Here is a 26,913-nt window from a genome sequence, read left to right as displayed (position 1 = left end):
TGCAACTTATTCCGCGGCCAGCAACACCGCCTCAACGCGGCGGTTTTCCTCACGGCCCTCAGGACTGAGGTTGCTGGCGCGCGGTGCCAGATAGCCCATGCCTGCGGCCTCCAACTGGGCGGCACTGACACCGTGATCCTTAACCATACGGCTGCGAACAGATCGGGCACGGCGACGGGACAGATCGATGTTTCCATCAAGCGCCCCCTGCGCATCCGTATGGCCAACCAACACCACGCGGCGGGCGGCGTTTTCCCGCAAGAACCCCGCCAGCGTTGCCAATGACGCAAAACGTTCTACTCCAAGGTCGGCAGATCCGGTGGCGAAGGCCAAATCGTCCAGCACCACATGCCCCTGTTCACGCAGAGTCGCGATCAAGGCGTCCTGTACGACATCGCCGTCCAGTTTCGGCATCGCCGGTTCAGGCGCTGCGCCATCTGCAACCGTTTCAACGCTCTCGTCGCCAGTCGGATCAGGCTGCAACGCAGCCAACTGCTCCTCCGGCATGGTGACGTGAATCATTTGAATAAACCCAGCGTTGGCAGAGCGCGAAACCATAAGCCCAACGTGATCCTCCCCCCCCTTTTGCAGCGACAAGAAATGATAGTCGCCAAGGTCCACATGCATCTGCGGGGCGGACAGCACCTCTGTCTCGAACCGGAAATCGAAACCGCCACAAGCCTGTGTGCTGCATTGAAACAGCACCTCATAGCCCATGCTGATCAGTTGTTCTTCCAGCGGAGTGCGCAGTTGCTGCGCACTCAACCCGCTGATCCCGACCCGCCAGCTGCTGCGTTGCACCTTACCGGTCAGCGATTTGACTGGCAGCGCACCGTCCTGAAACGGCCCCAGCGGCAGGGCGTAGCCGTCAAGCACCTGCACCTCATCGCTGAGCACCGTGGTATTGCCGGGCAAGGTCAGCGACAACGCCGATGCCGACGCGAAGGATGGCAACAGCAAAGTGGCGGCAAGCAAGGCAAAGAGGCGCATGGGCAAATTATCCGCGATGTTGGGCGTGGTATTCGGGATTAGGTCGCATATCCAATGAGGAGGCGACCCTGTTGGTCATATTGTAGAAGGCGGCGGTATTGGCAATATCCCAGATATCGCGGTCGCTGAAACCCGCCTGTCGCAGAACCTCGCGGTCGGATTCTTCAACTGTTGCGCTGGCCTTGGTCACTTGCACAGCGAAATCCAGCATGGCACGCTGGCGCATGCTCAGATCGGCAACGCGGTAGTTCATCACCAGCGCCTCGCCCAAGGCGGGATCACCAGACAGTTCGCGCACCGCCGCACCGTGGGCGGTGAGGCAGTAAAAACATTTGTTTTCAGAAGACACGGTGACGGCAATCATCTCTCGTTCCAGCTTGCTGAGACCGCTGTCCGCCAGCATGATGTTGTTATAAAGTGCGGAGAAGGCGTTAAGTTTCTCAATATCAAAGGCATGCGCCTTCAGCACATTGGGGATAAGACCCAGTTTTTCCTGACAGATGTCAAAATACTTCTGTGTTTGTTCCGGCAGCGGCTGCGCCATCGGCAGGTTCAGGGCTGTTGGGCTATTACTTTGGCGCTTTGCGTCTTGGGTCACGGTTTCCTCCTCCAGAAACGTGTGATTACAGGTCGCCGCCATGTTTGCGATAATGGTACTGTCCTGCAAGGGTCATTCCTAACCCTTGGTAGAGGGCATTGGCGGCTGTGTTCGCCTGAGTGCATAGAACGGCGATATGGCTGGCGCCGTTGTCACGCGCCCAGAAGGCAGCAAGCCGCATCAGGTATTGCGCCATGCCTTGTCTGCGCTGGGTCGGCACCACCTCTAACGCATGCACCATCGCAACGCCTTGATGGATGCCGACATAGCCGGCGCCTGCTGGGCTGTCATTGAGCCGACCCAGCAGTGCGGTTTTTACGCAATCGGCGCGGCGCATCACATCAAGGCGTGCGGGACCAATACCGCCTGCCGCCCAGATATCGATCTGGATCGCCAGCGGCTCCCAGACCTGAAAGGCAGTGACGGGGGGCGGAAACGCGGTCGCGATGTCGTTGATGTCCGCGACCAACAGGTTGACGGGATCAACGATTTGGTAGCCACGCTCGGCCAGCATCTGATCCAGTTCGGCATCATAGTCGCGGATCTGGAATAGGCGGTATTGGTTCAACGCCTGCATCTCAACCTCTGCAGCGGCGATATCATCCGCTGTTGGAGTATCCACCGCGACGGTGGCCGAAACACGCTGCCCCCCGCCCTGCCCGTCACGGATCAGCCAAGGCCCCAGCCGTGCCTCTGTCGCGGCAGGCCAAGTGGTGTCCGCCACATCATAAAGGATCCGCGCGTCGGGCATCATGTCTGCATCGCCTCGGCCAAGGCGGTCATCGCCTGATCCAGCTGTGCGCCATCCTGACCACGCACCACGATGTTTGTGCCGTAAATTCCATTCTGGCTAAACGGGTAGGATCCAAATGACAGATCTGGATAGGCCTCAGCCACTGCGGTCAGTGCGCTGGCGATCTCACCCTCGCCGCGTTCGACCCGCAAGGACTGGCTAAGCAGCGGCGCGCCTCCCGTCAGCGTTGGCAAGACAGAGGCCACCATCGTCTCAAAGATCACCGGAACACCGGCCATCACATGCACATTTTGCAGGATAAAGCCCGGCGCCGCCGAGATCGGATTATCAATCAGCGCAGCGCCATCAGGAATACGCGCCATACGCAGGCGAGCCTCATTCAGCTCTTGCCCCTGACGTTCATAATAGGTCTGCAGGATCGCACGCGCATCCTCACGCACACCGATGGGCGCATCAAAGGCGGCGGCGATACATTCGGCGGTGATATCGTCATGGGTTGGACCAATCCCGCCCGACGTAAAGACGTGATCGTAACCAGCCGACAAACTGCGCGCCGCCTCGGTGATCGCCTGCGCGTCATCAGATACAACCCGCGCCTCTTTCAGGTCTATGCCGTGTTTGGTCAGCTCCTTGGCAAGGTGGTTCATGTTGCTGTCGCGGGTGCGGCCGGACAGGATTTCATCGCCGATCACCAGCATGGCGGCTGTTGGATTTTGCATGCTCGCGCTCCTTCCTTGCGTCTTTACTACCAACGGTATAGGCGCGTGATATGCGCTTTCAAACCCTTCTTGTCCCCGCCCGGCTGATCCGTCGCTATAAACGCTTCCTTGCGGATGTTATTTTAGACGACGGACGCGAGGTGACCGCCCATTGCGCCAACCCCGGATCCATGATGGGACTGGCGGATGAAGGCATGAAGGTCTGGCTGGAACCAAATGATGACCCCAAGAAAAAACTGAAGTTCGGCTGGCGTCTGGTCGATCATGAAAATGGGCATTTCACCGGCGTGGACACGTCTGTCCCGAACCGCGCGCTGAAGGCTGCGTTGATGGCGGGTGAAGTACCGGGGCTGGTCGCGCCGCTGGTGCGCCCGGAGGTGAAATATGGGGAAAAGTCACGCATCGACTTCCTGTTGTCAGGCGATGGTCCCGATTGTTACGTCGAGGTGAAATCAGTGACGCTGTGCCGTCAGGCAGGGTTGGCGGAATTTCCCGACAGTGTGACCGCCCGTGGCCTGAAACATCTGGGGGAGTTGACCAAGATCGCTCAAGGCGGTGAGCGGGCAGTGATGCTGTATCTGGTGCAGCGCACCGATTGTGACCGCGTCAGCATCGCGGCCGACATTGATACCGCCTACGCCACAGGCCTGCAGGGTGCAATGGCGGCAGGGGTTGAAGTCATGTGCTTTGACTGCACAATCAGCCCTGAGGGGATTGATGTAGGCAAAGCATTGCCTTTTATCCCTGTCTGAGTTCTGTGACCGCACTCCCTCTGGCATCCGATCAGTAAACGCCTTACATACTGTGCCAAATGTAATCTGCACGAGAAGGTGATCCCGTGAACGACACGCATCAAGGCCGTATCACACGCGACGGCATCCGCATCCATCAGACTTCTGACTTTGCTGGTATGCACAAAGCGGGCGCGGTAACGGCCAAAATCCTTGATGAGATCGCCGAACACGTCTTTCCCGGTCAGACCACCGGGGAATTGGACCGCATCATCGAAGAAAAGGTGAAAGAAGCGGGCACCACCTCTGCCACCATCGGCTACAAGGGCTATCAGCACGCCAGCTGCATCTCGATCAACCATGTGGTCTGCCATGGCATCCCCGGCGATAAAAAGCTGAAGGATGGTGATATCCTGAACATCGATGTCACCGTGATTGCCGACGGTTGGTTCGGCGACAGCAGCCGTATGTATGTGGCGGGCAAGCTGAACCGCAAGGCTGAGCGCTTGATCCAGGTAACACATGATGCGCTGTTCAAAGGTATTGAGGCGGTGAAACCCGGCAACACCTTTGGTGATATCGGCCATGCGATCCAAACCTATGCCGAAGGCCACCGGATGAGCGTTGTGCGCGATTTCTGCGGTCACGGTCTGGGCCGTGTGTTCCACGCGCCGCCGAACGTATTGCATTATGGCCGCGCCGGCACTGGTCCGGTGCTGGAGGAAGGCATGTTCTTTACCATCGAGCCGATGATCAACCTCGGCCGTCCGGAAACCAAGGTACTGGCTGACGACTGGACCGCCGTGACACGCGATAAATCGCTGTCGGCGCAATTTGAACATTCGATCGGCGTGACCGCAGACGGGTTTGAGATTTTCACCCTGTCGCCCACTGGCCGGTTCCACCCGACCTACGGCTAAGGCAATCACCTGTCCCTTGAAATCAAAACACCCGCAGCCTCGCTGCGGGTGTTTTCGTTTGGTTGAGCGTCTAATGGCGGATTAGATCAAGCCCGCATGCGCCATCGCAGCGTCAAGCGCGGCTTTGGTGCTGTCGTTCAGACCGGTCAACGGCAAGCGAACCTCATCGCTGCACAGACCCAGTTTCGACATCGCGTATTTCGCACCCACCAGACCGGGCTCAAGGAAGATCGCTTCATGCAGCGGCATCAGTTTGTCCTGATACTCCAGCGCATTGGCGTAATCACCTGCCAGAGTGGCAGCCTGGAATTCGGCGCAGAGCTTCGGCGCGACGTTTGCAGTGACTGAAATACAGCCAGAACCACCATGCGCGTTAAAGCCCAGCGCCGTCGCATCCTCACCGGACAGCTGGCAGAACGCTGGTCCGCAGGTGGCGCGCTGCTGACTGATGCGGGCCAGATCACCCGTAGCATCCTTGACGCCGACAATGCGCGGTAGGTTGGACAGTTCCCCCATGGTTTCGGGTGTCATATCAACAACCGAACGGCCAGGGATGTTGTAGATGATGATCGGCAGTTCGCAACAATCATGCAGCGCGGTGTAATGGGCGATCAGACCACGCTGTGTCGGCTTGTTGTAATAGGGCGTCACAACCAACGCCGCATCCGCACCCACTTTTTCAGCATGCTTCATCAGGCGAATGCCTTCGAGTGTGTTGTTGCTACCGGCACCTGCGATCACCGGCACGCGGCCAGCGGCGGCTTTCACCACCTCTTCGATCACGGTTTCATGTTCTTCGTGGGTCAGGGTTGGGCTTTCACCGGTGGTGCCGACGGGAACGAAGCCATTGGTGCCTTCGCCGATGTGCCACTCTACCAATTTCTTGAGCGTCTCCAGATCCAACTCGCCGTTCTTGAACGGCGTGACCAAAGCAGGAAAAGATCCTTTGAACATGACACGCTCCTTCTACGTTTTGGTGGGCGACAGGCCCGGGAGATTCAACTGGCTTTGCCGTTGGTAACGCAAACTTGCGGCGAATTACCGCCCTCATGGTTTGTCCTGAGGCGTCACCTGACATAAGCTGAGGTTGTCTATCCTCGGTTCCTTTGGAAACGCAAGTCATCATGCGCCTCTTTCCTCTGCTTCTGTGCTTTTCACTCGGCTTTTCTGCCGCGCTGACCGCTTCTGCGCAGGATGCGCGTCCCGAATCGGCAGCTGCTGCAGGCCCGAAACCCCTGACCGCCGCGTTAACAGCCGCACGGGGCAAAGACTGGAGCAATGCCGAACGGTTGGCCACGCGCGCCGGCGGCTCGGTGGCAACCGATCTGGTCCTCTGGCACCAATTGCGGGCCGGCGACGGCAGCGCGACTGAGGTCAGTGCTTTTCTGAAACGCCGCGCCGACTGGCCAGGATTAAAATTACTGCGCAAACGCTCCGAAGAAGTGATGGTGAACGCCAGCCGTGATGCGATCCTGACGTTTTACGCGGAACAACCGCCACAAAGCGGCACCGGCCTGCGCAGTTATGTGCGGGCCTTAGAAGAAAGCGGACAGCGAAACGCAGCGCAGCAAGCCCTGATCGCTGGCTGGACCACGCTGGCGCTGGACACCGCAGACCACGCTGCCCTGATAAAACGTCACGGCGATACATTGCGCCCACATCACACCGCGCGCCTTGATATGGTGCTTTGGAAAGGCTGGCAGCAAAACAGCCGCGATATGCTGCCCCTCGTCAGCGCAAGCTGGCAAGCGCTGGCAAAGGCACGGCTAGGCCTGCGGGCGTCCGTTGATGGCGTGGATACCTTGATCGCGGCAGTGCCGCGGTCCTTGTCAGAAGATGCGGGGCTGGCCTATGAGCGGTTTCAATGGCGTCTGCGCAAGGGACGGCGCGAGGATGCGATTGCGCTAATGATGCAGCGCAGCCCGAAAGATCTGGGTCAGGCAGAAGAATGGGGGCGGGCGCGACGCGACCTGTCCCGCCGCCTGATGCGCGCTGGTGAGGCGCGGCAAGCGTATAGCCTCGCGTCAAACCACGGACTGTCAGAGGGCAGAAATTACGCTGATTTGGAATGGCTGTCTGGCTTCCTCGCCCTGCGGTTCCTGAAGGATGCTGACCGCGCAGTCACCCATTTTGAACGCTTCCGTGCGGCGGTATTCACCCCCATTTCACTGGGCCGCGCTGGTTACTGGCTGGGCCGCGCGCATGACGCACGAGGCGACAAACACGCCGCGCTGACCGCCTATGCCTTTGGTGCTGATTATCAAACCAGTTTCTATGGCCTCTTGGCGGCGGAAAAGGCAGGGCTGACGTTGGACCCAGCACTGGGCAATCCGCGCCGATATCCCGGCTGGCGGCAGGCGGACTTTGCCCGTGACAGCAATTTTGAGGCTGCACTGTTACTGATCAACGCAGGTGATCTGACACTGGCAGAACGGTTCTTGCGTCATATGGCCGAAACCCTGCCAGAGGCAGAGCTGAACCAGTTGGGCACCTTGCTAACCGACCTGAACCAGCCTCATCTGGGCGTCATGGTCGGCAAACAGGCCGCGCAACGCGGGCTGACCATCGCGGCCCCCTATTACGCGCTGCACCCCTTGCGGGACATGAAACTGGCTGCACGCCCCGAACTTTCGCTGGCCATCGCAAGACGGGAGAGTGAGTTTGACCCAAAAGTCGTCTCTCACGCAGGGGCCGAAGGCTTGATGCAAGTGATGCCAGCCACCGCGCGTCTGGTTGCCAGACGCCTTGGGGTCGACCATGATCCCGCTGCGATGCTAAACAACTGGCAATATAACGCCCTGTTGGGGTCGGCCTATCTGGCGCAATTGGGGGATCAATTTGACGGTAACATCCTCCTTGTTTCGGCAGGCTATAACGCTGGCCCAAAACGCCCTGAACGCTGGATGCAGGTCAATGGCGATCCGCGCCGCAGCAACGTTGATGTCATCGACTGGATCGAGCTGATCCCCTTCAATGAGACCCGAAACTACGTAATGCGCGTGGCCGAAAGCCTGCCCGTCTACCGCGCCAGATTGGGGCAGGAAGCGCTGCCGCAGCCGTTCTCGGCCGAACTGAAAGGATCAAGCGTTCGCCCGCTCCCGCGCTAAGGTAAAAAGACCCGCCGCCACAACTATGCCCGCGCCCACGGCCACGTTCCAACGGATCACCTCGCCAAAAACGGTGACGCCAAGGATCGCGGCAAAAACCAGATGCAGGTAGGCGAAAGGCTGCACTGCGCTGGCCTCAGCCACCTCATAGCATTTGATCAGCAGGAAATGCCCCAGCGCGCCCATGACACACAAAACCGCCATCCAACCCCAGTCGGCCCCCACCATCGGCTGCCAGAACCATACGCCTGCGATAGTCATCGCCAGCGCGCCCACCGTGCCCGTCCAGAAAAAGGACGTGCCCGCGCTATCCTGGCGCGCCGCGTAACGGGTCAGCAGGCCATAGACGGCGAACAAAAGAGCCGAGGCAAAAGGTACCAAAGCCGCCGTTTGAAACACGCCACTGCCCGGTTGCAGAATGATCAGAATGCCCGCCATCCCGGTGCCAATCGCTGCCCAGCGTCGCCAACCAACACGTTCGCCAAGGACGGGCCCGCTGAGCGCCGCGACCAGCAGCGGATAGACTGCAAAAACCGCCTGACTTTCCACAAGGCCCAGCAGGGTAAAGCCATAGACAGCGACACATATCTCCGTCACCAAGAGAAGCGCGCGGATGCTTTGCAGCACCGGCTGACGGGTGCGCGCCGCCTGACGGATGCCACCCGATTGTCGCACAGCCAAAGCGATCACGAAGATGGCAAAGAACCAGTAGCGCACCATGATCACCATCATGGTGTTATATTCTGCCGCCAAATGTTTCGAGATGCCGTCCTGCAACGCAAACACCAGCGTTGCTGCGGCCATCAGCATGATGCCAAGACGGGTGTTGTGACCCTGTGCACTCATGCGGTATCTTTGCGCGCGACGGTCATATGCCGCTTACGCCCATATCCCGGAACCCGCTCCACAATAAACCCTGCATCAGCCAGACCACGGCGCACGAAGCCTGCTGCCGTGTAAGTCGCCGCCGTGCCATTCGCAGCCGTATGGTCACCCACTGCCGCCATCAGTTCTGGCGACCACAACTCGGGGTTCTTGGCCGGCGAAAATCCGTCCAGGAACCACGCATCCGCTGCGCCTTGCCATTTCGGCAAGGTCTCGCGCGCATCCCCGTGCACCATCTCAAACTCCAGGTCCGGCAGGCTGATCCGGCACAGATCGTCTGACCAATGCGGCGCCAGATCCGCCGCCACCTCTGCAATCTCTGGAAACGCCGCCTGAGCGCGCAACATCTCTGCTGGCCGCATTGGGAAAGCTTCAAAAGTTGTGAAGTGCAACTTGCCCGCCGCGCCAGAAGCCCGCCACAGTTTCAGCGCAGCCAGCAAATTCAAACCGGTGCCAAATCCCAGCTCCGCCACATGGAAACCATCGCGGAACCGCTCCGGCAGGCCGTTGCCCGCCAGAAACACATGCCCCGTTTCCGCCAGCCCGTTTTCCAGCGAAAAATAGGGATCATCAAACTGGGTCGAGACGGGGATTGCATCCTCGCGCCACGCCAGCTGAGCATGAGGCTGGGGTTGCTGGTCTTGCATCAAAGATTGCCTTATGGAAACGGAAAGTCTGACCGACAATGCAGAGGGAACGGCGCAATGGCAATGGCAGATGTAACGATACGTGGTGCGGGAATCTTTGGCCTGTCAATCGCATGGGCCTGCCTGTCGCGCGGTGCCAAGGTGCGGGTGGTGGATCCCTATGGCCCAGGGGCCGGATCAAGCGGAGGTGTCGTCGGCGCTCTGGCCCCGCATGTACCGGAAAACTGGAATAGCAAGAAGGCGTTTCAGTTCGACAGCCTTATCATGGCGGAAGGTTTCTGGCGAGGGGTGGAGGCCGCAGGCGGCATCTCGTCTGGCTATGGGCGCACTGGACGGCTGCAGCCCATCGCCGATGCACATGCACTGGAACTGGCTCAGGGTCGGGCGGAAACCGCTGTCGACCTTTGGCAGGGGCACGCGACATGGGAGGTGATCCCTGCGGCCAAGGCAGGCGGTTGGGCACCGCATAGTCCCAGCGGCTTCCTGATTCATGACACACTGACCGCGCGTCTGCATCCCCGCCGCGCCTGCGCCGCACTGGTGGCTGCGATCACCGCCAAGGGGGGGGAGATTGTGCCCGAGGCCACAGATGAGGGGCGCATGCTATGGGCCACCGGCATTGCGGATCTGGAGACGATCAACACCATACGCCCCCGTATGTTTGGCGCGGGAGTAAAGGGCCAAGGCGCATCCCTAAAGGTGGATATGGAGCTAACATTCGCACCGCAGCTTTTTGCTGACACGGTGCATATCGTGCCTCATGCGGATGGCACGATCGCCATTGGATCAACCAGTGAGCGCGACTACGACGACCCGAAATCCACGGATAACCAACTGGACATCGTGATTGAGCGTGCCCTCGCTGCGGTGCCTGCCTTGAAGGGGGCCGAGGTCGTCGACCGCTGGGCCGGTGTGCGCCCGCGCAGCCGCTCACGCGCGCCGGTGCTTGGGGACCACCCGATCCACCGGGGGCAGTATATCGCCAACGGTGGGTTCAAGATCGGCTTCGGCATGGCCCCCAAGGTGGCCGAGGTGATGACCGATCTACTGCTGGAAGATGTGGATCAAATCCCAGAGGATTTTCGCCCAGAGGCCAGCTTTTAAGCACGCAACACACAATGAAAAAGGGACGCCACAACGTCCCTTTCCAAAACCTCAAAGATTCTAGCAAAATCAGTCGATCAGACCTGCCTCACGGAACAGCGCGGGCAGGTTTGCCTCTGGTCGCGCACCATAATGGCCGATCACCTCTGCGGCAGCGACGATCCCCATGCGGCCCGCCACTTCAAGCGAGGCGCCGGTTGCGTAGCCATAGAGAAAACCCGCTGCAAACTGATCGCCTGCGCCTGTCGCATCAACCGGCGTCACCTCGGTGACGGGCACAGATACCTGTTCGTCCCCGCGTAACAGCACGACGTCATGGCCGCCACGCGTACAGACCACCATGCCCGCGTCCTGCGCCGCCAGTTCCAGCGCGGTCGACAGATCAGTTTCGTAGAGCGAGGCCCATTCGTGTTCGTTGCCGATCACGTAGTCCAGCTCCTTCACCAAGCGGCGGAAATCGTCGCGATGACGGTCCACACAGAAGGGGTCAGACAGCGCGATGCCTGCCTTGCCGCCTGCGGCCTGACAAAGCTTGGCCGCGCGTTCAAACGCCTCTTTGCCCTTGGGCTTATCGTAAAGGTAGCCTTCAAGGAACAAGATCTCTGCCTCACCGGCCACATCGTCGGACACATCCTCCGGCCCCAATTCGGACGAGATGCCGAGGTACGTGTTCATCGACCGTTCCCCATCCGGCGACACAAAGATCATCGAACGCGAGGTGGGCAGTTCACCACCCGCAACCGGCGGGTTCACAAAGGTCGATCCACCCTTCGCCATTTCATCCGCGTAAAACCGGCCCAACGCGTCATCATGTACACGACCGATAAAGCCGGTGGTCAGACCCAGGTTTCCCAGACCCGCCAGCGTGTTGGCGACCGATCCACCAGGCACCTGCTTGCGGTTCTCCATCGCACCATAGAGCAGCTCACCGCGCTCACGCTCGACAAGTTGCATGATGCCTTTCTGGATGCCCATCAGATCCAGAAAGCTGTCATCAGACTGGCTGATCACATCAACGATGGCGTTGCCGATGCCGACAACCTGATATTTCTTCATGGGGTTTTTTCCTCAAATTGGCACAGGTCACGGACGTGGCATGCGTTGCATTTGGGCTTGCGTGCTGTGCAGATGTAGCGCCCGTGCAGGATCATCCAGTGATGGGCGTGTTGTTGAAAATCGACGGGTATGTGATCCTCGATCGCGCGTTCGACCGCAACCACATCCTTGCCCGGGCAAACGCCTGAGCGGTTGCCGAACCGAAAGATATGAGTGTCCACCGCCTGTGCGGGATATTGCCACCACATGTTCAGAACCACATTGGCGGTTTTGCGGCCCACGCCCGGCAGACTTTCTAATGCGGCGCGGCTGCAAGGCACCTCTCCACCATAGTTATCGACCAGAATGCGCGACATCTTGATCACGTTCTTTGCCTTATTGCGGAAAAGGCCGATTGTTTTGATGTGTTCGATCAGTTGCTCTTCGCCCAGATCCAGCATCTTTTGCGGGGTGTCAGCGATTTTGAACAGCGCGGCGGTCGCCTTGTTCACACCCTTATCGGTGGCCTGCGCGGACAGTGCGACGGCAACCACCAGCGTATAGGCGTTTACATGGTCCAGTTCGCCCTTCGGTTCCGGCTCTGACGCCTGAAAACGGGTAAAAATTTCGCGGATCGTGTGATAGTCGAGCTGTTTGGCCATGGCGGTATCCAATGCGGTTGGCGTGTGGCTGGCTGGATCAGTGGTGAGGTTCCCCAGTAACCCCTTGGCCCCTGTTTTTCAACGGGCAGACAGCACGCGCAAGGCCTCCCATTCCGCAGGCGTTTCATCTCCCCCTTTGGCGAAGCTGGCAACGATTTTACCCGCAGCGGGGAAATACGCCACCAGATTGCCAGAAAACGGCCCCGCACCGGCGTGACCAATCGCCAAACCATGCGCCTGTGTATGGCCAATCATCAGACCCAGACCGTAGCCCGTAGTCTGCCAAATCCGGCCTTGGATCGCTTTTCCATTCAGCGACAGTTCCATCATTTGCTGCCGCTCCGCAGCTGTCAGCAGATCGCCCTGTAGCAGCGCGTGTAGCAGCCGCGCCGCATCTGCAGCAGATCCCATCATGCAGCCGTGATAAACCCAACCGGGGTGATACCCGCCCGCATCCCAATGCAGATCCGCGAAGTCTCCGCGCGCAATCGCCAGACGCGGCGTGCGCAGGTCAAGCGGCGCGATCAGGCGACGGTGGATAATGTCGCCCAAAGGAGCCCCTTCACTCACCTCCAACGCGAAACGCAGAAACATATAGCCGATGTTGGAATAACTCCATTTCGTCCCCGGGGCGCCAAATAGATCGTCGGCGCGCGACGCTTCCAGCAATTTTGCCACCGGCCACGGGTTCTCCCCCGCCGCAACCGCCTGATGATAGGGGCCGACCGTGCCGTAATCGCGCAGCCCAGCGGTGTGAGCCATCAACTGGCGCAGACTATAGGCCCGCCCTGGCAGGGTAGCATCCAGATCCATGAAACCGTCGCGGGCGCGGATCATCACGCAGGCGGCAATCAGGGTTTTGGTAAAACTCCACCACGGCAGCAGCGCATCCGGCGCGTCGTCGCGGATCAGCGTGCCGTTCACGTCCAGCGCGGCAGAGAGAAAACGATCAGTCATATGACAGTCATGCGAAGTTTGTGCCACTTGCGCAAGTTTCGGGTCGTCTGTCGATCCGGGCCGCACTAGTGTCAATGCAACGAAAGGGACCACCAATGTCTGACGCCGATCAAAGTTATCACTATCAGGTCATGCGCCGCGCCATCTCGCTGATTGACGAAGGCGGCAGCCAGCAGAGCCTTGGCGATCTGGCAGCACAGTTGGATATGAGCCCGGCTCATTTCCAACGGCTGTTTTCCCGTTGGGTTGGCGTGTCCCCCAAACGCTATCAACAATACCTGACGCTGGATCACGCCAAATCCCTGCTGCGCAACCACATGACCACGCTTGATGTGAGCCAAGAGGTGGGCCTGTCCGGCACCGGCCGTCTGCACGATCTGTTTGTCCGCTGGGAAGCGATGAGCCCCGGTGAGTATGCCAAGGGTGGCGAGGGCCTGACCATCTATCAGCATTGGTTTGACAGTCCCTTTGGCCCTGCCCTGGTTATGGGAACCGACCGTGGCATGTGCGGCCTAGGCTTTGGTGCGGAAATGGGGGTGGAGGCGTCAATCGCGGACCTGCAAGGGCGCTGGCCCAAGGCACGTTTTGTGGAGGATGCGGCGCCGTTGCAGCCGTGGGTCGATACCGCCTTTGCCGAACGGGGGGAAACCCGTCTACATATGATCGGCAGCCCGCTGCAGATCAAAGTGTGGGAGGCACTCTTGCGCGTGCCAGCGGGACAAGTCACCACCTATTCCGAAATTGCGCAATCCATCGGCAGCCCCCGTGCGGTGCGGGCCGTGGGCACTGCGGTGGGGCGCAATCCGGTCAGTTGGCTGATTCCCTGCCATCGCGCCCTGCGCAAATCGGGCGCATTAGGCGGCTATCACTGGGGATTGCCAGTCAAACGTGCCCTTCTGGCCTATGAAGGCGCGCGCGCAGAGGCACAGCCGTCCGAAAGCGCCGCCTGAGCCAATGTTCATAAGGCATTTCACGCAGATTTGCGCGGAATACTGCCGAGTTTTTCCCCCTGATCTGGTCAATTCCTTATATTACACGTCTATGATACCGCCGTCCCGCTTGGGCTAAGACCCGCGGCGGATAACAATGAGGCATAGACTATGATGAGAGCATCGAAATTGGCGCTGCTGACAGCTGGCGCATCCCTTCTGACCGTAACCGCCTGTGTGGACGCGCGTTACTTGGGCGAAGAAGATCCCAACAAAAACACCCGCGAAGCGGCCATCATTGGCGGTCTGGTTGGGGCAGTGTCGGGCGCAATCGTTGCTGACGACAACAAAAAAGGGGCCATCATCGGTGGCATCGTTGGCGCAACCGCTGGCGGCCTGATCGGCCAGCGTCTGGACGCCCAAGAGGCAGAATTGCGTCAGAGCCTTGATAACCGCGTCAGCATTACGAATACCGGCGAACGCCTGATCGTGACCATGCCGCAGGACATCCTGTTTGCCGTGGACAGCACCTTTGTGTCGGGTGCTTTGCGCGACGATCTAGCCGCTGTGGCGACCAGCCTGAACCGCTACCCCGAAAGCACCGTGCAGGTACTGGGCCACACCGACAACACCGGTTCGGCGGAATATAACCTGGACCTCAGCCAGCGCCGTGCTAATTCGGTCGCGGCGATTCTGGTCGACAGCGGTGTCAGCGACCGCCGGATCCGTCCCATCGGTCGCGGTGAGGACCAGCCTGTGGCATCGAACCTAACACCCGAAGGCCGTGCACAGAACCGTCGCGTGGATATCGTAATCCTGCCGAACTAAGGCAGAGACATCTGGCGAGGAAGGGGGCAGCCCCCCCTTCTTTGCCAACGCACCATTCCAGCCCTCAGGATACTTTGGGAACAATAAAATGGCCTGTCTGTGCATATAAGCACAGCAATACTGCGATCACCTCTATTTCTTTTCAATTACGAACAGGTCATCTTCCCCTCAACGCGAATAGTTTTGTAGGAGAATTCGATGACCGTCCTGACCATTTCCGGCGCCCTGCGCCGCGACAGTGTGAACCGCAAACTGGTGACCGAAGCGGCTGCGCTTTACGGCGGCGACGTCGTCGAAGCGGACCTGAACCTGCCGCTTTATGATGGCGACCTAGAGGCCGCAGAGGGCCTGCCGCAATCAGTTGTCACGCTGGCCGATCAGATTCTGGCGGCAGAGGCCATCCTGATCTCCACCCCTGAATACAACAAGGCGCCTCCCGGGGTTCTGAAGAACGCGCTGGACTGGATCAGCCGTGACAGCCGCGGTGTTATGGCGGGCAAGCCCGTTGCTGTAATGTCTGCAGCAGCAGGGCGCACTGGCGGCGAGACCGCGATGTTCATCCTGCGCCAATTCCTGACCCCGCTGCGCGCCAATGTGGTTACCGGCCCTGCGGTCAATGTGTCTGGCGCGTACCATGAGTTTGATGAATCCGGCAAGCTGACCAACGATCGCTACCGCGCCGGTCTGGAAGAGTTGACAGCACTGCTCAAGGCAACTGCCACCGCCTGACACACAGGTAAACGCATCACCTGAAACGCCAACGGCCGCAGAGTTTCCTGCGGCCGTTTTAATATTCATGTCGATCAGCCAAAGAGGCGATCAGTCGCCAAGTTTGGCGTGCACCTCATCCAGATCAATCTCGCCAATAGGCATCTTGTTACCCGGATTTTCGAAATCGTATTTAAAAAGATCGAAATCACGTTTGTAGATTTCGTAAACCAGATGCATCGACAGATCATCGAAGTAATCTGCCACCGGATGGGCGCGTTTGGGGCCGTGACCTTCGGATTCATTGAACCGCGGGATCTGGGCCAGGTCCACCGCATGCGGGGTTTCGATACTGTCCAGCACCTCTTGCATGCCGCCATTGAAATCCTCAGTCCAAAAGATCTTATCGTAGCGCCCACCATTGGCGATAAAGGTCGACACATGGCCCGACATTGCTGACCAGTGAATGTCAGGATCCATCGGTTTGCGCCAACGGATGGTATCGCGTGCAAACAGCAGGAAGCGGCGGAAACTAGCGATCTGGTCAAATTCTTGCTTGCCATCATCACCACCGACCTCAATGCCATACTTCTGAATAAGCAAAGGCACCAGATTGCCGCGATAACGACGGCCATTCCGCTGAATACCGCAGATCTTGTCAAAGAAACTCGACAAAATGCGGGTGTAAGGATTGCGCACGCAGGTAAAGGCGTAGGAACGCTGGTGCTCTATGTTGTCGATGATCGGCGCCTGACTTTCCGGCAGGGCCCACTTGTGCATGCCAGCCTTGGCGTCGTGAATATCGCCATCAAAAAATTCACCATGATCCGAATAGAACATGATCTGTCCGATGGTCGAACAGGCGCATTTGGGAACCACGCGGTAAACAACACTCTCGCTCTCGGTCATCCAGGTGCCGGGAAACCCCATTTCGCTCTTGCCTCCTTGGCCATGCCCCGCTGAGGGGGCGGAACTTTATGCTTTTGTTCACAAAAGCAAAGTTAACAGGTTTATTCAATCGTCGTTCCGCCGTATCTATGTAAACAATCAAGATAAAAAGAGGCGATCGTTTCCACAAATGGCAAGAATTGCGTTCATCCTGCTGTGCCATAAAGAACCAGAGGCGATCATCCAACAGGCTGAACGCCTGACAGCTGCGGGCGACTACATGTCGATCCACTTTGACGCACGTGCCAAACCGGGAGATTTTCAGACCATCACAGAGGCGCTGAAGGACAATCCCAACGTCACCTTCGCCAAAAAGCGCATCAAATGCGGCTGGGGGGAATGGTCACTGGTGCAAGCGTCGCTGAATGCGATCGAAACCGCATTGGACGCATTCCCGCGCGCCACCCATTTTTACATGCTGTCCGGCGACTGCATGGCGATCAAATCCGCCGAATACATCCACGATTTCCTGCAAAACAACGACCGCGACTATATCGAAAGCTTCGATTTCTTTGAAAGCGACTGGATCAAGACCGGCATGAAAGAGGACCGGCTGATCTATCGCCACTACTTCAACGAACGAACCCAGCCGAAACGCTACTACTGGGCCTACGAACTGCAAAAAAGATTCGGTCTGGAACGCGAGATTCCCGCCGATATTCAGGTACAGATCGGCAGTCAGTGGTGGTGCCTGCGACGCCGCACAATCGAGTGGATCGTTGAATTCACCAAAAAGCGCAAAGACGTTATGGCGTTTTTTGCGACCACATGGATTCCGGACGAAACCTTCTTTCAGACTCTGGTGCGCCATCTGGTGCCCGAGACAGAGATTGAAAGCCGCACTCTGACTTTCCTGATGTTCACTGACTATGGGATGCCAGTTTCCTTTTACAACGATCACTATGACATGCTGCTCAGCCAGGATTTCCTATTTGCGCGTAAAATCAGCCCAGAAGCGCGGGAATTACGGGCGCGTCTGGGGGCGCTTTACGCCGCTGAGGGGGTGGAATTCAAAATCTCAGGCGAGGGGCGCAGCCTGTTCAAGTTCCTCACCGGACGGGGCCGCGTCGGACGCAGATTTGGGCTGCGATTCTGGGAAACCGAAAGCTCGTTGGGACGCGAGCGCGAATTGCTGATCGTTATCTGCAAGAAGTGGCACGTCGCCAAACGGCTGGTGGAGCAAATCCGCCAGCACACCAATATTCCTGCCATCGAATATCTCTTCAACGAGGAGGGCACCCCCCTGCCCGATCTGGGCGGCATTCAGAAGACCATCGGCAAGCGTCACCGCCACCGCCGGTCCATGATGCGGATGCTGTTCGATTACTTTGACACTAACCGTCTGATCATCTGTCTGGACCCCGAGGCGCTGGATCTGCTGCGCGACTTCTGTGGCGACCGGTCGACCACTCGCCTGCTGGAAATCGACGTCAACTTCTCTGAGGACTACCTGAAAGGCCACGCCATGCGCATTGGTCTGGCAGGCGAACAGACACCACAGGAAACGCTGGAACGCCTGTTGCCAACGATCCGTCACGATCTTGCGTTTGAAAGCGATCAGATCCGCGATTCGAACTTTGGCAATCACGACTATCTGCGCGAATATGAAAACCGTGATGAACATGCTCGTGCGCTGTCGCATTTTCTTGCCATTCCAGAGGCCAAGGCGCATGACATCGTGGATATCGACTACCTGTTTTCCGACTGAGGTGCCCCATGGCTTATGTCTATGACGACCAAAACATCTTTGCCAAAATCCTGCGCGGTGAGATCCCGAACAAAACCGTTCTGGAAACCGAACATGCGCTGGCTTTCCATGACATCCAACCGCAGGCACCAGTGCATGTGCTGGTGATCCCCAAAGGCCCCTATGTCTGCTACGATCACTTCGCTTTGGAGGCATCTGACGCTGAAATCGTCGGCTTCACCCGTGCGGTGGGCGAAGTGTGCAAGATGATGGAGGTGCAACCAGGCGCAGGTGGCGATGGGTTCCGTGCGATTTCCAATGCCGGTGAAAACGGCGTCCAAGAGGTGCCGCACCTGCATGTGCATATCCTTGGCGGTCGCTGGCTGGGCCGCATGCTGGCAAAGGCGGAATGAGCGAAGGCGAACGCAAATAAACAAGGCCCGGCATTGATCTGCGGGCCTTTTGTTTGGCGCCGGATTAAAGCTCCAAAATCGTGATGGTCGTGTCGCCGTAGCGGCGGTCATCCAGATAAGTCAGCGCATCTGGCACGGTAATCGCGGCGCTTTCTTCCCAGACGATCAGCGCACCGTCTGCAATCCAGCCACCTGCCAGCGCCGTCTCTAGCGCCTGTTCGCCCAGACCCTTGCCGTAGGGTGGATCAAGGAAGATCAGGTCATAAGGCGCGCCAGAGTTTTCCGGCAGCTTACGCGCATCGCGGCGAATGACCTGCACCTCTGCACGGGCTTCGCAAATGCGAATGTTTTCCTTCAGCAGTGCATTGGATTTGCGCCCGTCATCCACAAAGGTCACGTGCGCCGCCCCACGACTGAGTGCCTCCAAGCCCAAGGCGCCGGTGCCAGCAAACAGATCCAGCACGCGGGCATCCTCAATAGGATCGCCAAAACGGCCACCGCCCAGCATGTTGAACAGGCTTTCACGGGTGCGGTCTGTGGTCGGGCGCAGGTGAGCACCGGGATCGCCTTTACCCACCGCAGCCAAAGCCCGGCCTTTGAACCGTCCGGCAACAATCCTCATGCGCGCATCAGGGATTTAAGATCAGTTTCGGGATCTGCCACCAGATCAGGCGCAGGAGATTTTCCACTGTCAATCAGGCGTTTACCCACCATGTAGGCGCGTGCATCATTGGCCGCGTCCACGGCCAGCAGCGTGTCGCCCTGATAATACCAGAAGGACACTGCGCCCTCCTTGTCACCCGCGCGGGTGATAATGCGGTCATAGCCGGTGGATAGCCCTGCGATCTGCAATTTAACGTCATACTGATCGGACCAGAACCAGACCTGCGGCACATAGGCCTTGCCCGCGCCCAGCAGGTTTTCAGCGACACATTCCGCCTGATCAATGGCGTTGGGAACCGATTCCAACCGCAAGCGGCCATCACGATAAGGGAAAGAGGCACAATCACCCGCCGCCCAGATCGCCGGATCGGATGTGCGGCCTTCGGCATCGGTCTTGATGCCATTGTCGATTTCCAGCCCCGCGGCTTCGGCCAAGCCTGTACCGGGGGTGATGCCTACACCAACGATCACGAAATCCACGTCTAGCGTGCTGCCATCGCTTAGCTCCGCACCGTTGACTCGCCCCTCGCCGGTCAGACGATTGAGGCCAACACCTTCGCGGATCTCCACCCCGTGCGACCTGTGCAGCGCACGGAAATAGTCAGACGTCTCAGGTGCGGCCACCCGCTGCAGGATGCGATCCGCCATTTCAACCAGCGTGACCTTCAGGCCCTTCTTTGCGGCAACTGCTGCCGCCTCCAGCCCGATGTAGCCACCGCCAACGATCAACACGGATTTCCCAGCCTCAAACTCAGGCCCCATCCCGTCCACATCGGACAGGCCACGTACCACATGCACGCCATCCAGTGCGCCACCAATGCTGGCGGGCAGATAGCGCGGCGCGGATCCAGTGGTCAGCACCAGCGCGTCATAGCCCAACACCTCATCGCCGATGCTAACGGTCTGCGCCGCACGATCAATCGCCGTCACCTCAGCGCCAAGCCGTAGGTCAATGTTGTTATCTGCGTAATAGCTTTCAGGGCGCAGAAATAACCGTTCCAGCGTCATATCCCCCAGCAGATACGCCTTAGACAATGGTGGACGCTGATAGGGCGGCACGGATTCCGCACCGATCAGGGTAATCTGCCCCTCAAATCCAAGCGTGCGCAGTTTCGCCACCAGCGACGCGCCGGCCTGCCCGGCCCCGATCACAACAATCTTTTGCATCCCACGCCCTTTCTGCGGAAAACTCTGGCTGCATTCGAGGGCGACCCTATATGACTGGAATAGAGAAACGCAAACAGGGAACCCGAAGCGATGACATTGAATGTTGGTGACAAACTGCCCGACGTAACCTTTCCCATGATGGGCGCTGAGGGCCCCGAAACGCTGGCGCTGGCTGACCGGCTGGCGGGGCGCAAGGTGGTGATTTTTGCCTTACCCGGTGCTTTTTCAAGTACCTGTTCCGCAGCGCATTTGCCCAGTTTCATCCGCACGAAGGATGATTTCGCCGCCAAAGGCGTGGATGAAATCATGTGCCTGTCGGTCAACGATCCCTTTGTCATGAAAGCATGGGGCGCAACCACCGGCGCGGATGATGCAGGCATCACCATGCTGGCTGATGCCGAGGGCACCTTCACCAAGGCAGTGGGGATGGAGTTTGACGCACCTGTTGTGGGGTTCTACGGCCGTTCTAAACGCTATGCGATGGTGGTTGAAAATGGGACAATCACCCACCTGAACGTGGAACCGGAACTGGGCTGCACCGTATCAGGTGGTGAAGCGCTGCTGGACACGCTGGTGTGACCCTGCCCTAGCGCGCTAATAAAAACGCCTGCAGCGCCGCCTGGCGCTGCGCGCTTTCACGGTTAAGGTTATCCATATGCAACTGATGCAGGCGTGGCATACCCTCAGAAGGGTTAAAATCTGCAGGCAGATCCAATAATGCCTGAACCTTGCCAAGGCAAACCAGTGACAATGCCTCCACCCGTGCGAACTGCGACCTTAACAGGTTCGCCATTGACCATTGGGTCAGGCAGTCATCACCTGCCTCGACCATCTCCACCTCAATCGCCACTTCGCGCAGCTTGCTGTGCTGCACCGGCGCTGGCAGACAGAAGGTGCCGTTCAGATCCAGCATCTCTAACCGCGGCGCCGCTGTAAAAATCGGGGTAATTTCACCCAAGTACCCCTTGCAAAAGACACTGTCGCGCTCTGGACAGCCAAAAAGAAAACAATCCCCCAGCGACAGTGATTTCAACGACGGTAAGCGCTTACCCTCAAACAGCGCTAGCAAGCGTGACAGGTCATAGCCCACCGATTGATCCAGCTTGGGGGTGACACCGATTTGCAGATGCTGCACGCGTTTCGCTTCGGGTGAATGCAGAAACTCATTGATAAGACCCATCTGGCGAGGACCGTCCATAAACCCAATGGTGCGTGGATAGGCAGGTATCGCAGGCAACTCGCGGCACATCCCTTGGTCCGATCGCACCCCAATCAGAAAAGCATCTTGAAACGCACTACAGTTGATCAGACCATAACGCTTCACCGCCTTGGCAAATCGTGTTGCCCCTGGCTGAAGAGGCCATGTCACAAAGGACCTAACAGTCCGACGGGCAATTTCGTAGGCAGGTCGTTGGGGTCGTGACGTAGTGGAATTCAAACGCATCGTCGTCTCCGCACATCTATATGTACAAACTTATACGCGCATTGCCCCATCGCTATGCTGGAATACCAGCAGTTTACCCCCATCAAAAGATGTATTTACTTTTAATAAAACAATCAATAAGTTATATCTGCACAAAAATTCACCAAATACACACATCATAAGTGGATTAAACAGAATCGCCACCACTGCCGTATTTTCCCTGTAGAGATGAGTTGCAGGAAAGGACAGCGGCGATGCATGTCTCCTACGCAAGATCAAGTTCGGCGCAGATCAGCGTCACCAACACAAGCGTCACCCACAAGGTCGCAGCCCTTAAGGTGGCGCCAATCGACGCCTCCAAAGCGGCGCAACGTGGCGGATCAGAAACAACAGTCACCCTTTCGGGTGCCCGCGATCAGGCGCAACACCCCGATCGACCATCCCGCCGTTATGGCGCCGGACTGGCGGGCAAGCTGGTGCGCCGTATGGACGAAAACCGCGATGGCGGCGTATCATTGGCAGAGGCGCAGGGATCACGTTACGGCCATCGCATCAGTGCCGAAAAGTTCGCGCATATCGACCGCAATGATGACGGCCAGATGAGCGCCCGAGAATTGCGCAGTCACTTCCGCCAATCCTTGTTTGAGCGCACAGATACGACAGCACCGCAGCAGACTGATGAAGCAGGCAGCGCCACTTCCGTCGCTCAGATCGCCAGTCAGCAGGCACTTGCGTCTATTTCTTACGCCTCAGCCTCGATCAGCGTGGCATCGGCCTCTTACAGTGAAACGAGCGGTAGCTTCGGCGGTCCTGTCGGGGACATCGACCTGCCACAAACCCAAATAGACGCCCCTGCCCCAAGAGAACAGAGCGCCGCGATGCGAGAGCTGGCCAAGATCAAGGCGGAACAGGCCGCCGAGGCAGAAGCAGAGGCGGCAGCGCTGCCCGACGGCGATGAGGTGGAAATCGACAGCCTCAGCGATTTGTTCGATCTGATGGCCAGTGGCGAGATTTTGGAACTGGATCCGCTGAAGGTGATCGAAGAGGTGGCAGAGCTGTTCGGCGTCGAAATGGACTTCGGCGGGCCCGAAGAAACAGGTGATCCGATGCAGGTCGGCGCATTGGCCGCCACGGCTGGTGGCAGCTTTGCAGCGTCTGAGGCGTCTCTTGCCGCTTTCAGTCTAGAGGCCAGCCTGAGCACCACCACCTTCGCAGATGGCAGCACGGTGACGGCAATGTCGGTGAACTTCACCGCGATTTCAGCCTACGCCCGTACGATGGAATTTAATGCCTAACGACATGCAAAAGGGCGACCCTATGGCCGCCCTTTGATTCACATTGCGATAATGACTTACTTCGCCTGCAGCAGAGTCTGCGTTGGAAAGGGAATATCAATACCAGCTTCATCCAGCGCCTCTTTCACTGCGCGTTTCATATCGGCCTGATAGGCAAAGTTGTCAGACGACCTCACCCAAACACGGGCAAGGAAATCGACGGAGAAGTCGCCAAGGTTGTTCACCTGCAGATAAGGCGCGGGATCCTGCAAGGCACGCGGGTCGCTCATCAGGGTAGTGCGAATGACCTCTTCGGCCTTTTTCAGATCGGCGTCATAGGCGACACCAAACACCCACTCCGCCCGGCGGGTTTCGTAGATCGAGAAGTTGGTGATCGTGTTGCCCCAGACATTGGCGTTGGGAATGATGGTCTGAACGTTATCGGCGCTGGCCAGTTCGGTGTAGTTGAGCGAGATCGATTTCACCGTGCCGCTTTGCCCACCAACGGTGACGAAATCACCCAGCTTGATCGGGCGGAACACAATGATCATCACACCTGCAGCCACATTCGACAGTGTGCCTTGCAACGCCAAACCAATGGCCAGCCCCGCGGCACCGACGATGGCGACAATCGATGTGGTCTGAATGCCGAAGGTGTTCAGGACAAACAGCAGCGCAAAACCGATGATTACATAGCGGCTGATATTGCCGAGGAAGATGAACAGCGTGTCATCCAGCGCTTCATATTTCAGGCCCAACTTGGTGATCCGCCGCCGCGCCCAGCCGCCAACAACAAACCCAAGCAGCAGCATCACCACCGCGCCCGTCACCGACAGCGCAACACCCGTCAGCGCATCCAAAGTTAAAAGGCTCGCGAGGCTCTGGCCATTCCAGACCTCAGTGTTCAAAATATCGGCAAGTGTCATGTCAGTAGTTGATCCATCTTTCGGGCCAGCTTGGCGTCCAACGCGCTAAGACCGCCCACATCGTGCGTTATCAGCGTCACATGCACTTTTCTATAGCTGTTTGTCCACTCCGGATGGTGGTTCCACTTCTCTGCCCAAAGAGCCGCGCGGGTCATGAAGGCGAACGCAGCGGTGAAATCATCAAAGACATAGGTTTTGCAGATCGCGTCGCGATCCTCGTCCAGCGTCCAGCCTGCCTCCAACAGGGGGGCCAGCATGGTCTTGCGTCCGGTATCACTAAGCAATTCGCTCATTCTCTCTCCTCCCGCGTGTCCTTGCGGAAAGGGCCATAGGCGGTGAGGATTTCGATGTCCTCGGCCACCGCCGCCCGCTCCGCAGTCAGAAACTGCTGCACAGCATCGGCAAAGCTGGGGTGGCCAACCCAATGCAGCGAATGGGTGGTCACCGGCAGATAACCGCGCGCCAGTTTGTGTTCGCCCTGCGCACCGGCCTCGACACGGGCCATATTCTGCGCAATCGCAAACTCCATCGCGCGATAGTAACACAATTCGAAATGCAGGCAGGGGTGATCTTCGACGCAGCCCCAATAGCGCCCGTAAAGCGTATCGCGACCGATGAAGTTAAGCGCCCCAGCAATGGGCCGCCCGTCACGCATCGCCAGCATCAAGAGCATGTCATCGCGCATGGTTTCATGGGCAATCTCAAAAAAACCCCGTGTCAGATACGGCGTGCCCCACTTGCGCGCACCAGTATCCTGATAAAACCGCCAAAAGGCATCCCAGTGCCGCGGCGCGATCTGATCGCCGGTCAGCATCAGAACCTCACCGCCAAACGCATCTGCGGTGCGCCGCTCCTTACGGATCATCTTGCGCTTGCGACTGCTAAGGCTGGCAAGGAAATCATCAAAATCGCGATAACCCGCATTGTCCCAGTGAAACTGCTGTCCCGTGCGTCGCATCAGCCCCATCTGGCCACCAGCCAACGCCTCATCCTCAGTGCAGAAAGTGATGTGGAGCGAGCTCAGCTCATTTTCCGCCGCCAATTGCACCGCACCTTGGATCAGGGCAGAGGTACCCGCCACTTCAAACCCCGGACGGGTCAGAAACCGCCGCCCCGTCGCGGGCGTGAACGGAACCGCGATCTGCAGTTTCGGATAATAGCGACCACCCGCGTTTTCAAAGGCATGCGCCCAGTTGTGGTCAAAAATGTATTCGCCCTGGCTGTGCGATTTCGCATAAAGTGGCGCACAGGCGATCAGCTGCCCGTCCTGATAGGCCGTCAGATACTGCGGCTGCCAGCCAGTACCGGGACCGACGGACCCACTGGCCTCTAGCGCATGGAGGAACCGATGGGTGGTAAAGGGGTCAATCACGCGCCCCTCGGACCACTCGGGACAAGCGCAAGAATCCCAATCTGCTGCCGCAATCTGGTCAAGCGAACTTAGCAGCTGAATTTCGATGGTTTTCTGATCTGAACCCGTCTTATCCGTCATGATCATGGCCCTCACGCCCAATCCCCCTAAGGGCCAGTATTTGGGGCATGAGGAATATTAATCAAGCGGTTATGCCGCAGTGTCCGCAACCGGATGCGCGGCCATATAACCCTCGAAGGTGACGTTTTCCGCTACTTTGCGCGCCTCGGCCTCTTCATTGGCTGATTTGATCGTCCAGCATAGGATACCGGCGCCGCGCCGTTTCAATTCGGCCACACGGGGATTGTTCAGATCACGGGCGTCATGACTGATAAAACTGCACTTGGCCGCGTCATAATCCCCAATGCGCGCCAGTTTTTCACGCGTGCCCTTGGGCAGGATCGCCCAATCTTCGTCATAAGCCGCCGTCGTCAGACCGCGAGCCCGATCAGGACAAAGCCCCGACAAAACGCGCACAGAATTAGGGTTGAACGACATCAACGCAATATCGCCCTGATACCCCTCCAGCGCCTTGGCGGTGGCCCTTTCAAGGCGGCCTACGTTGGCGCCCATCTGGCCATCCTGATCCTTTACCTCAATCAGCAGCGGCACACGTCCTGCTACCTGATCCAGCACCTGCGACAGGGTTGGAATGCGATCCGACCCGCCCAGCAGTTGAATCTGGGTCAGCTCAGCCGCCGTCCTGGTCTGAATTGCCACCTTCACCCCCGCAAGGCGTTCCAGATCGTAATCATGAAACACCATCGCCTCACCGTCCTTGGACAATTGCAAGTCGATCTCGATACCGTACCCGGCATCCATCGCAGCCTGGATGGCAGCGGGGCTGTTTTCGGCACGCCCTGCAGTCACATCATGCAGGGCGCGGTGGGCGATCGGCGCCTGTAGAAAGGCGGCTGGAAGTTTGGTCATTTGATCTGGAAAATCGCTTCAATTTCGACGGCAACACCCAGCGGCAGCGAGGCTGCAGACACTGCAGAGCGGGCATGACGACCTGCATCGCCCAGCGCCTCGACCATAAAATCGGACGCGCCGTTGATCACCTGCGGCTGCTCGGTGAAGTCGGCGGTGGAGTTCACAAAACCCACCAGCTTCACCACCTTCACCAGACGGTCCAGATCACCACCACAGGCGGCCTTGCACTGCGCCAGCAAGCTGATCGCGCAGGATTTCGCGGCAGCAGCACCTTCAGCGGTTTCCATGCTATCGCCCAAACGGCCCTTAATCAGATCGCCACCATTGTTGGAGATCTGGCCAGACACATAGACCATATCCCCAACGATCACATAGGGCACATAGTTCGCAGCGGGTGCAGGTGCATCAGGCAGGGTCACACCCAGTTCACCAAGGCGGGTTTCGATTTGTCCGGTCATCTTACTTCTCCAATCAGACATGTCATTGCCGCGACG

At 58.3% G+C, this 26,913-nt stretch carries 30 protein-coding genes; 11 read left to right on the top strand and 19 right to left on the bottom strand.

Annotation, left to right across the window (positions count from 1 at the left end):
* Positions 1-6: 6 nt before the first annotated feature.
* From MHM86_RS13445 to MHM86_RS13430, 4 genes are all read right to left on the bottom strand, one after another.
* Positions 7-990 carry an OmpA family protein gene (locus MHM86_RS13445; RefSeq protein WP_239200518.1) on the bottom strand — a complete coding sequence of 328 codons (984 nt, stop codon included), beginning with the start codon at positions 988-990 and terminating at the stop codon, positions 7-9.
* Between the two features lie 7 nt (positions 991-997).
* Positions 998-1,534 (bottom strand): peroxidase-related enzyme, encoded by a 537-nt coding sequence (locus MHM86_RS13440; protein ID WP_239200701.1) that lies wholly within the window; start codon positions 1,532-1,534, stop codon positions 998-1,000.
* A 79-nt stretch (positions 1,535-1,613) separates the two neighbouring features.
* Entirely contained in the window at positions 1,614-2,342 is a 729-nt protein-coding gene (locus MHM86_RS13435) for a GNAT family N-acetyltransferase (RefSeq protein WP_370644150.1), read from the bottom strand.
* Entirely contained in the window at positions 2,339-3,061 is a 723-nt protein-coding gene (locus MHM86_RS13430) for a molybdopterin-binding protein (RefSeq protein WP_239200517.1), read from the bottom strand. The genes MHM86_RS13435 and MHM86_RS13430 overlap by 4 nt, the downstream gene beginning before the upstream one ends.
* 50 nt (positions 3,062-3,111) lie before the next feature.
* Between MHM86_RS13430 and sfsA the strand changes: the two genes are divergently transcribed.
* Positions 3,112-3,813, top strand: a complete 702-nt coding sequence (gene sfsA / locus MHM86_RS13425) for a DNA/RNA nuclease SfsA (protein ID WP_239200516.1) — start codon at positions 3,112-3,114, stop codon at positions 3,811-3,813.
* A gap of 86 nt (positions 3,814-3,899) precedes the next feature.
* Entirely contained in the window at positions 3,900-4,712 is an 813-nt protein-coding gene (gene map / locus MHM86_RS13420) for a type I methionyl aminopeptidase (protein WP_239200515.1), read from the top strand.
* Between the two features lie 81 nt (positions 4,713-4,793).
* Here the strand turns inward: map and dapA are convergent, their stop codons facing one another.
* Positions 4,794-5,666, bottom strand: a complete 873-nt coding sequence (gene dapA, locus MHM86_RS13415) for a 4-hydroxy-tetrahydrodipicolinate synthase (protein ID WP_239200514.1) — start codon at positions 5,664-5,666, stop codon at positions 4,794-4,796.
* A gap of 170 nt (positions 5,667-5,836) precedes the next feature.
* Here dapA and MHM86_RS13410 point away from each other — a divergent pair, with 170 nt between their 5' ends.
* A complete protein-coding gene (locus MHM86_RS13410; protein WP_239200513.1) occupies positions 5,837-7,819 on the top strand; it encodes a lytic transglycosylase domain-containing protein in 1,983 nt (660 codons plus the stop codon).
* Here the strand turns inward: MHM86_RS13410 and MHM86_RS13405 are convergent.
* Together MHM86_RS13405 and mnmD are read right to left on the bottom strand one after the other, a co-directional pair.
* Positions 7,793-8,665, bottom strand: coding sequence for a DMT family transporter (locus tag MHM86_RS13405; protein ID WP_239200511.1), 873 nt, complete (start codon positions 8,663-8,665; stop codon positions 7,793-7,795). The genes MHM86_RS13410 and MHM86_RS13405 overlap by 27 nt on opposite strands.
* Positions 8,662-9,351, bottom strand: coding sequence for a tRNA (5-methylaminomethyl-2-thiouridine)(34)-methyltransferase MnmD (mnmD, locus tag MHM86_RS13400; protein WP_239200509.1), 690 nt, complete (start codon positions 9,349-9,351; stop codon positions 8,662-8,664). The genes MHM86_RS13405 and mnmD overlap by 4 nt, the downstream gene beginning before the upstream one ends.
* A 63-nt stretch (positions 9,352-9,414) precedes the next feature.
* Between mnmD and MHM86_RS13395 the strand changes: the two genes are divergently transcribed.
* Complete coding sequence (locus tag MHM86_RS13395; protein ID WP_239200699.1) at positions 9,415-10,455, top strand: FAD-binding oxidoreductase; 1,041 nt, start codon at positions 9,415-9,417, stop codon at positions 10,453-10,455.
* Between the two features lie 69 nt (positions 10,456-10,524).
* On the opposite strand, the gene MHM86_RS13390 is transcribed toward MHM86_RS13395, so the two are convergent.
* The 3 genes from MHM86_RS13390 to MHM86_RS13380 all read right to left on the bottom strand — a co-directional run bounded on the left by MHM86_RS13390 (position 10,525) and on the right by MHM86_RS13380 (position 13,109).
* Complete coding sequence (locus MHM86_RS13390) at positions 10,525-11,511, bottom strand: adenosine kinase (protein WP_239200508.1); 987 nt, start codon at positions 11,509-11,511, stop codon at positions 10,525-10,527.
* Positions 11,508-12,152: an endonuclease III gene (gene nth / locus MHM86_RS13385; RefSeq protein ID WP_239200507.1), complete on the bottom strand. Its 645-nt coding sequence runs from the start codon at positions 12,150-12,152 to the stop codon at positions 11,508-11,510. Before nth ends, MHM86_RS13390 begins: the two co-directional genes overlap by 4 nt.
* A gap of 78 nt (positions 12,153-12,230) precedes the next feature.
* On the bottom strand, positions 12,231-13,109 hold the full coding sequence (locus MHM86_RS13380) for a serine hydrolase (RefSeq protein ID WP_239200506.1): 879 nt from the start codon (positions 13,107-13,109) through the stop codon (positions 12,231-12,233).
* A gap of 95 nt (positions 13,110-13,204) precedes the next feature.
* Here MHM86_RS13380 and MHM86_RS13375 point away from each other — a divergent pair, with 95 nt between their 5' ends.
* The 3 genes from MHM86_RS13375 (at position 13,205) to MHM86_RS13365 (ending at position 15,595) form a co-directional block, all read left to right on the top strand.
* Complete coding sequence (locus MHM86_RS13375) at positions 13,205-14,059, top strand: bifunctional helix-turn-helix domain-containing protein/methylated-DNA--[protein]-cysteine S-methyltransferase (protein WP_239200505.1); 855 nt, start codon at positions 13,205-13,207, stop codon at positions 14,057-14,059.
* Between the two features lie 150 nt (positions 14,060-14,209).
* The gene (locus MHM86_RS13370; RefSeq protein ID WP_239200504.1) at positions 14,210-14,866 is read left to right on the top strand and encodes an OmpA family protein; all 657 of its coding nucleotides are present in this window, start codon (positions 14,210-14,212) and stop codon (positions 14,864-14,866) included.
* A gap of 198 nt (positions 14,867-15,064) precedes the next feature.
* Positions 15,065-15,595 (top strand): NADPH-dependent FMN reductase, encoded by a 531-nt coding sequence (locus tag MHM86_RS13365; RefSeq protein ID WP_239200503.1) that lies wholly within the window; start codon positions 15,065-15,067, stop codon positions 15,593-15,595.
* A 90-nt stretch (positions 15,596-15,685) separates the two neighbouring features.
* Here the strand turns inward: MHM86_RS13365 and MHM86_RS13360 are convergent, their stop codons facing one another.
* Positions 15,686-16,504 (bottom strand): sulfotransferase family protein, encoded by an 819-nt coding sequence (locus tag MHM86_RS13360; RefSeq protein WP_239200502.1) that lies wholly within the window; start codon positions 16,502-16,504, stop codon positions 15,686-15,688.
* A 148-nt stretch (positions 16,505-16,652) separates the two neighbouring features.
* Here MHM86_RS13360 and MHM86_RS13355 point away from each other — a divergent pair, with 148 nt between their 5' ends.
* Both MHM86_RS13355 and MHM86_RS13350 read left to right on the top strand, forming a co-directional pair.
* Positions 16,653-18,230 (top strand): DUF5928 domain-containing protein, encoded by a 1,578-nt coding sequence (locus tag MHM86_RS13355; RefSeq protein ID WP_239200501.1) that lies wholly within the window; start codon positions 16,653-16,655, stop codon positions 18,228-18,230.
* 8 nt (positions 18,231-18,238) lie between these two features.
* On the top strand, positions 18,239-18,622 hold the full coding sequence (locus tag MHM86_RS13350) for an HIT domain-containing protein (protein WP_239200499.1): 384 nt from the start codon (positions 18,239-18,241) through the stop codon (positions 18,620-18,622).
* 64 nt (positions 18,623-18,686) lie between these two features.
* On the opposite strand, the gene rsmD is transcribed toward MHM86_RS13350, so the two are convergent.
* Positions 18,687-19,244, bottom strand: a complete 558-nt coding sequence (rsmD, locus tag MHM86_RS13345; RefSeq protein WP_239200498.1) for a 16S rRNA (guanine(966)-N(2))-methyltransferase RsmD — start codon at positions 19,242-19,244, stop codon at positions 18,687-18,689.
* A complete protein-coding gene (locus MHM86_RS13340) occupies positions 19,241-20,452 on the bottom strand; it encodes an NAD(P)/FAD-dependent oxidoreductase (RefSeq protein ID WP_239200497.1) in 1,212 nt (403 codons plus the stop codon). Before MHM86_RS13340 ends, rsmD begins: the two co-directional genes overlap by 4 nt.
* 90 nt (positions 20,453-20,542) lie before the next feature.
* Here MHM86_RS13340 and MHM86_RS13335 point away from each other — a divergent pair, with 90 nt between their 5' ends.
* A complete protein-coding gene (locus MHM86_RS13335) occupies positions 20,543-21,031 on the top strand; it encodes a peroxiredoxin (RefSeq protein ID WP_239200496.1) in 489 nt (162 codons plus the stop codon).
* A gap of 7 nt (positions 21,032-21,038) precedes the next feature.
* On the opposite strand, the gene MHM86_RS13330 is transcribed toward MHM86_RS13335, so the two are convergent.
* Positions 21,039-21,632 carry a hypothetical protein gene (locus tag MHM86_RS13330; protein ID WP_239200495.1) on the bottom strand — a complete coding sequence of 198 codons (594 nt, stop codon included), beginning with the start codon at positions 21,630-21,632 and terminating at the stop codon, positions 21,039-21,041.
* A 497-nt stretch (positions 21,633-22,129) separates the two neighbouring features.
* On the opposite strand from MHM86_RS13330, the gene MHM86_RS13325 reads away from it, so the two are divergent.
* The gene (locus tag MHM86_RS13325) at positions 22,130-23,170 is read left to right on the top strand and encodes a hypothetical protein (protein WP_239200494.1); all 1,041 of its coding nucleotides are present in this window, start codon (positions 22,130-22,132) and stop codon (positions 23,168-23,170) included.
* Between the two features lie 56 nt (positions 23,171-23,226).
* Here MHM86_RS13325 and MHM86_RS13320 read toward each other — a convergent pair whose 3' ends face one another.
* From MHM86_RS13320 to MHM86_RS13300, 5 genes are all read right to left on the bottom strand, one after another.
* Positions 23,227-24,075 (bottom strand): mechanosensitive ion channel family protein, encoded by an 849-nt coding sequence (locus MHM86_RS13320; RefSeq protein ID WP_239200493.1) that lies wholly within the window; start codon positions 24,073-24,075, stop codon positions 23,227-23,229.
* Positions 24,072-24,368: a 4a-hydroxytetrahydrobiopterin dehydratase gene (locus MHM86_RS13315; RefSeq protein WP_239200492.1), complete on the bottom strand. Its 297-nt coding sequence runs from the start codon at positions 24,366-24,368 to the stop codon at positions 24,072-24,074. The genes MHM86_RS13320 and MHM86_RS13315 overlap by 4 nt, the downstream gene beginning before the upstream one ends.
* Positions 24,365-25,567, bottom strand: coding sequence for a GNAT family N-acetyltransferase (locus MHM86_RS13310; RefSeq protein ID WP_239200491.1), 1,203 nt, complete (start codon positions 25,565-25,567; stop codon positions 24,365-24,367). Before MHM86_RS13310 ends, MHM86_RS13315 begins: the two co-directional genes overlap by 4 nt.
* Before the next feature lie 69 nt (positions 25,568-25,636).
* Positions 25,637-26,416 carry a glycerophosphodiester phosphodiesterase family protein gene (locus MHM86_RS13305; RefSeq protein WP_239200489.1) on the bottom strand — a complete coding sequence of 260 codons (780 nt, stop codon included), beginning with the start codon at positions 26,414-26,416 and terminating at the stop codon, positions 25,637-25,639.
* Complete coding sequence (locus MHM86_RS13300) at positions 26,413-26,877, bottom strand: RidA family protein (RefSeq protein WP_239200487.1); 465 nt, start codon at positions 26,875-26,877, stop codon at positions 26,413-26,415. Before MHM86_RS13300 ends, MHM86_RS13305 begins: the two co-directional genes overlap by 4 nt.
* Positions 26,878-26,913 lie beyond the last annotated feature (36 nt).

Source organism: Thalassobius sp. Cn5-15, from assembly GCF_022347685.1.
GTDB lineage: Bacteria > Pseudomonadota > Alphaproteobacteria > Rhodobacterales > Rhodobacteraceae > Thalassobius.
This window is presented reverse-complemented; position numbering and strand designations above follow the sequence as displayed.

What these genes read in the sequence shown, in the direction of transcription:
- MHM86_RS13445 (WP_239200518.1), bottom strand. Translation starts at nt 990, where the DNA reads ATGCGCCTCTTTGCCTTGCTTGCCGCCACTTTGCTGTTGCCATCCTTC.
- MHM86_RS13440 (WP_239200701.1), bottom strand. Translation starts at nt 1,534, where the DNA reads ATGGCGCAGCCGCTGCCGGAACAAACACAGAAGTATTTTGACATCTGT.
- MHM86_RS13435 (WP_370644150.1), bottom strand. Translation starts at nt 2,342, where the DNA reads ATGATGCCCGACGCGCGGATCCTTTATGATGTGGCGGACACCACTTGG.
- MHM86_RS13430 (WP_239200517.1), bottom strand. Translation starts at nt 3,061, where the DNA reads ATGCAAAATCCAACAGCCGCCATGCTGGTGATCGGCGATGAAATCCTG.
- sfsA (WP_239200516.1), top strand. Translation starts at nt 3,112, where the DNA reads ATGCGCTTTCAAACCCTTCTTGTCCCCGCCCGGCTGATCCGTCGCTAT.
- dapA (WP_239200514.1), bottom strand. Translation starts at nt 5,666, where the DNA reads ATGTTCAAAGGATCTTTTCCTGCTTTGGTCACGCCGTTCAAGAACGGC.
- MHM86_RS13410 (WP_239200513.1), top strand. Translation starts at nt 5,837, where the DNA reads ATGCGCCTCTTTCCTCTGCTTCTGTGCTTTTCACTCGGCTTTTCTGCC.
- MHM86_RS13405 (WP_239200511.1), bottom strand. Translation starts at nt 8,665, where the DNA reads ATGAGTGCACAGGGTCACAACACCCGTCTTGGCATCATGCTGATGGCC.
- mnmD (WP_239200509.1), bottom strand. Translation starts at nt 9,351, where the DNA reads ATGCAAGACCAGCAACCCCAGCCTCATGCTCAGCTGGCGTGGCGCGAG.
- MHM86_RS13395 (WP_239200699.1), top strand. Translation starts at nt 9,415, where the DNA reads ATGGCAGATGTAACGATACGTGGTGCGGGAATCTTTGGCCTGTCAATC.
- MHM86_RS13390 (WP_239200508.1), bottom strand. Translation starts at nt 11,511, where the DNA reads ATGAAGAAATATCAGGTTGTCGGCATCGGCAACGCCATCGTTGATGTG.
- nth (WP_239200507.1), bottom strand. Translation starts at nt 12,152, where the DNA reads ATGGCCAAACAGCTCGACTATCACACGATCCGCGAAATTTTTACCCGT.
- MHM86_RS13380 (WP_239200506.1), bottom strand. Translation starts at nt 13,109, where the DNA reads ATGACTGATCGTTTTCTCTCTGCCGCGCTGGACGTGAACGGCACGCTG.
- MHM86_RS13375 (WP_239200505.1), top strand. Translation starts at nt 13,205, where the DNA reads ATGTCTGACGCCGATCAAAGTTATCACTATCAGGTCATGCGCCGCGCC.
- MHM86_RS13370 (WP_239200504.1), top strand. Translation starts at nt 14,210, where the DNA reads ATGATGAGAGCATCGAAATTGGCGCTGCTGACAGCTGGCGCATCCCTT.
- MHM86_RS13365 (WP_239200503.1), top strand. Translation starts at nt 15,065, where the DNA reads ATGACCGTCCTGACCATTTCCGGCGCCCTGCGCCGCGACAGTGTGAAC.
- MHM86_RS13360 (WP_239200502.1), bottom strand. Translation starts at nt 16,504, where the DNA reads ATGGGGTTTCCCGGCACCTGGATGACCGAGAGCGAGAGTGTTGTTTAC.
- MHM86_RS13355 (WP_239200501.1), top strand. Translation starts at nt 16,653, where the DNA reads ATGGCAAGAATTGCGTTCATCCTGCTGTGCCATAAAGAACCAGAGGCG.
- MHM86_RS13350 (WP_239200499.1), top strand. Translation starts at nt 18,239, where the DNA reads ATGGCTTATGTCTATGACGACCAAAACATCTTTGCCAAAATCCTGCGC.
- rsmD (WP_239200498.1), bottom strand. Translation starts at nt 19,244, where the DNA reads ATGAGGATTGTTGCCGGACGGTTCAAAGGCCGGGCTTTGGCTGCGGTG.
- MHM86_RS13340 (WP_239200497.1), bottom strand. Translation starts at nt 20,452, where the DNA reads ATGCAAAAGATTGTTGTGATCGGGGCCGGGCAGGCCGGCGCGTCGCTG.
- MHM86_RS13335 (WP_239200496.1), top strand. Translation starts at nt 20,543, where the DNA reads ATGACATTGAATGTTGGTGACAAACTGCCCGACGTAACCTTTCCCATG.
- MHM86_RS13330 (WP_239200495.1), bottom strand. Translation starts at nt 21,632, where the DNA reads ATGGGTCTTATCAATGAGTTTCTGCATTCACCCGAAGCGAAACGCGTG.
- MHM86_RS13325 (WP_239200494.1), top strand. Translation starts at nt 22,130, where the DNA reads ATGCATGTCTCCTACGCAAGATCAAGTTCGGCGCAGATCAGCGTCACC.
- MHM86_RS13320 (WP_239200493.1), bottom strand. Translation starts at nt 24,075, where the DNA reads ATGACACTTGCCGATATTTTGAACACTGAGGTCTGGAATGGCCAGAGC.
- MHM86_RS13315 (WP_239200492.1), bottom strand. Translation starts at nt 24,368, where the DNA reads ATGAGCGAATTGCTTAGTGATACCGGACGCAAGACCATGCTGGCCCCC.
- MHM86_RS13310 (WP_239200491.1), bottom strand. Translation starts at nt 25,567, where the DNA reads ATGACGGATAAGACGGGTTCAGATCAGAAAACCATCGAAATTCAGCTG.
- MHM86_RS13305 (WP_239200489.1), bottom strand. Translation starts at nt 26,416, where the DNA reads ATGACCAAACTTCCAGCCGCCTTTCTACAGGCGCCGATCGCCCACCGC.
- MHM86_RS13300 (WP_239200487.1), bottom strand. Translation starts at nt 26,877, where the DNA reads ATGACCGGACAAATCGAAACCCGCCTTGGTGAACTGGGTGTGACCCTG.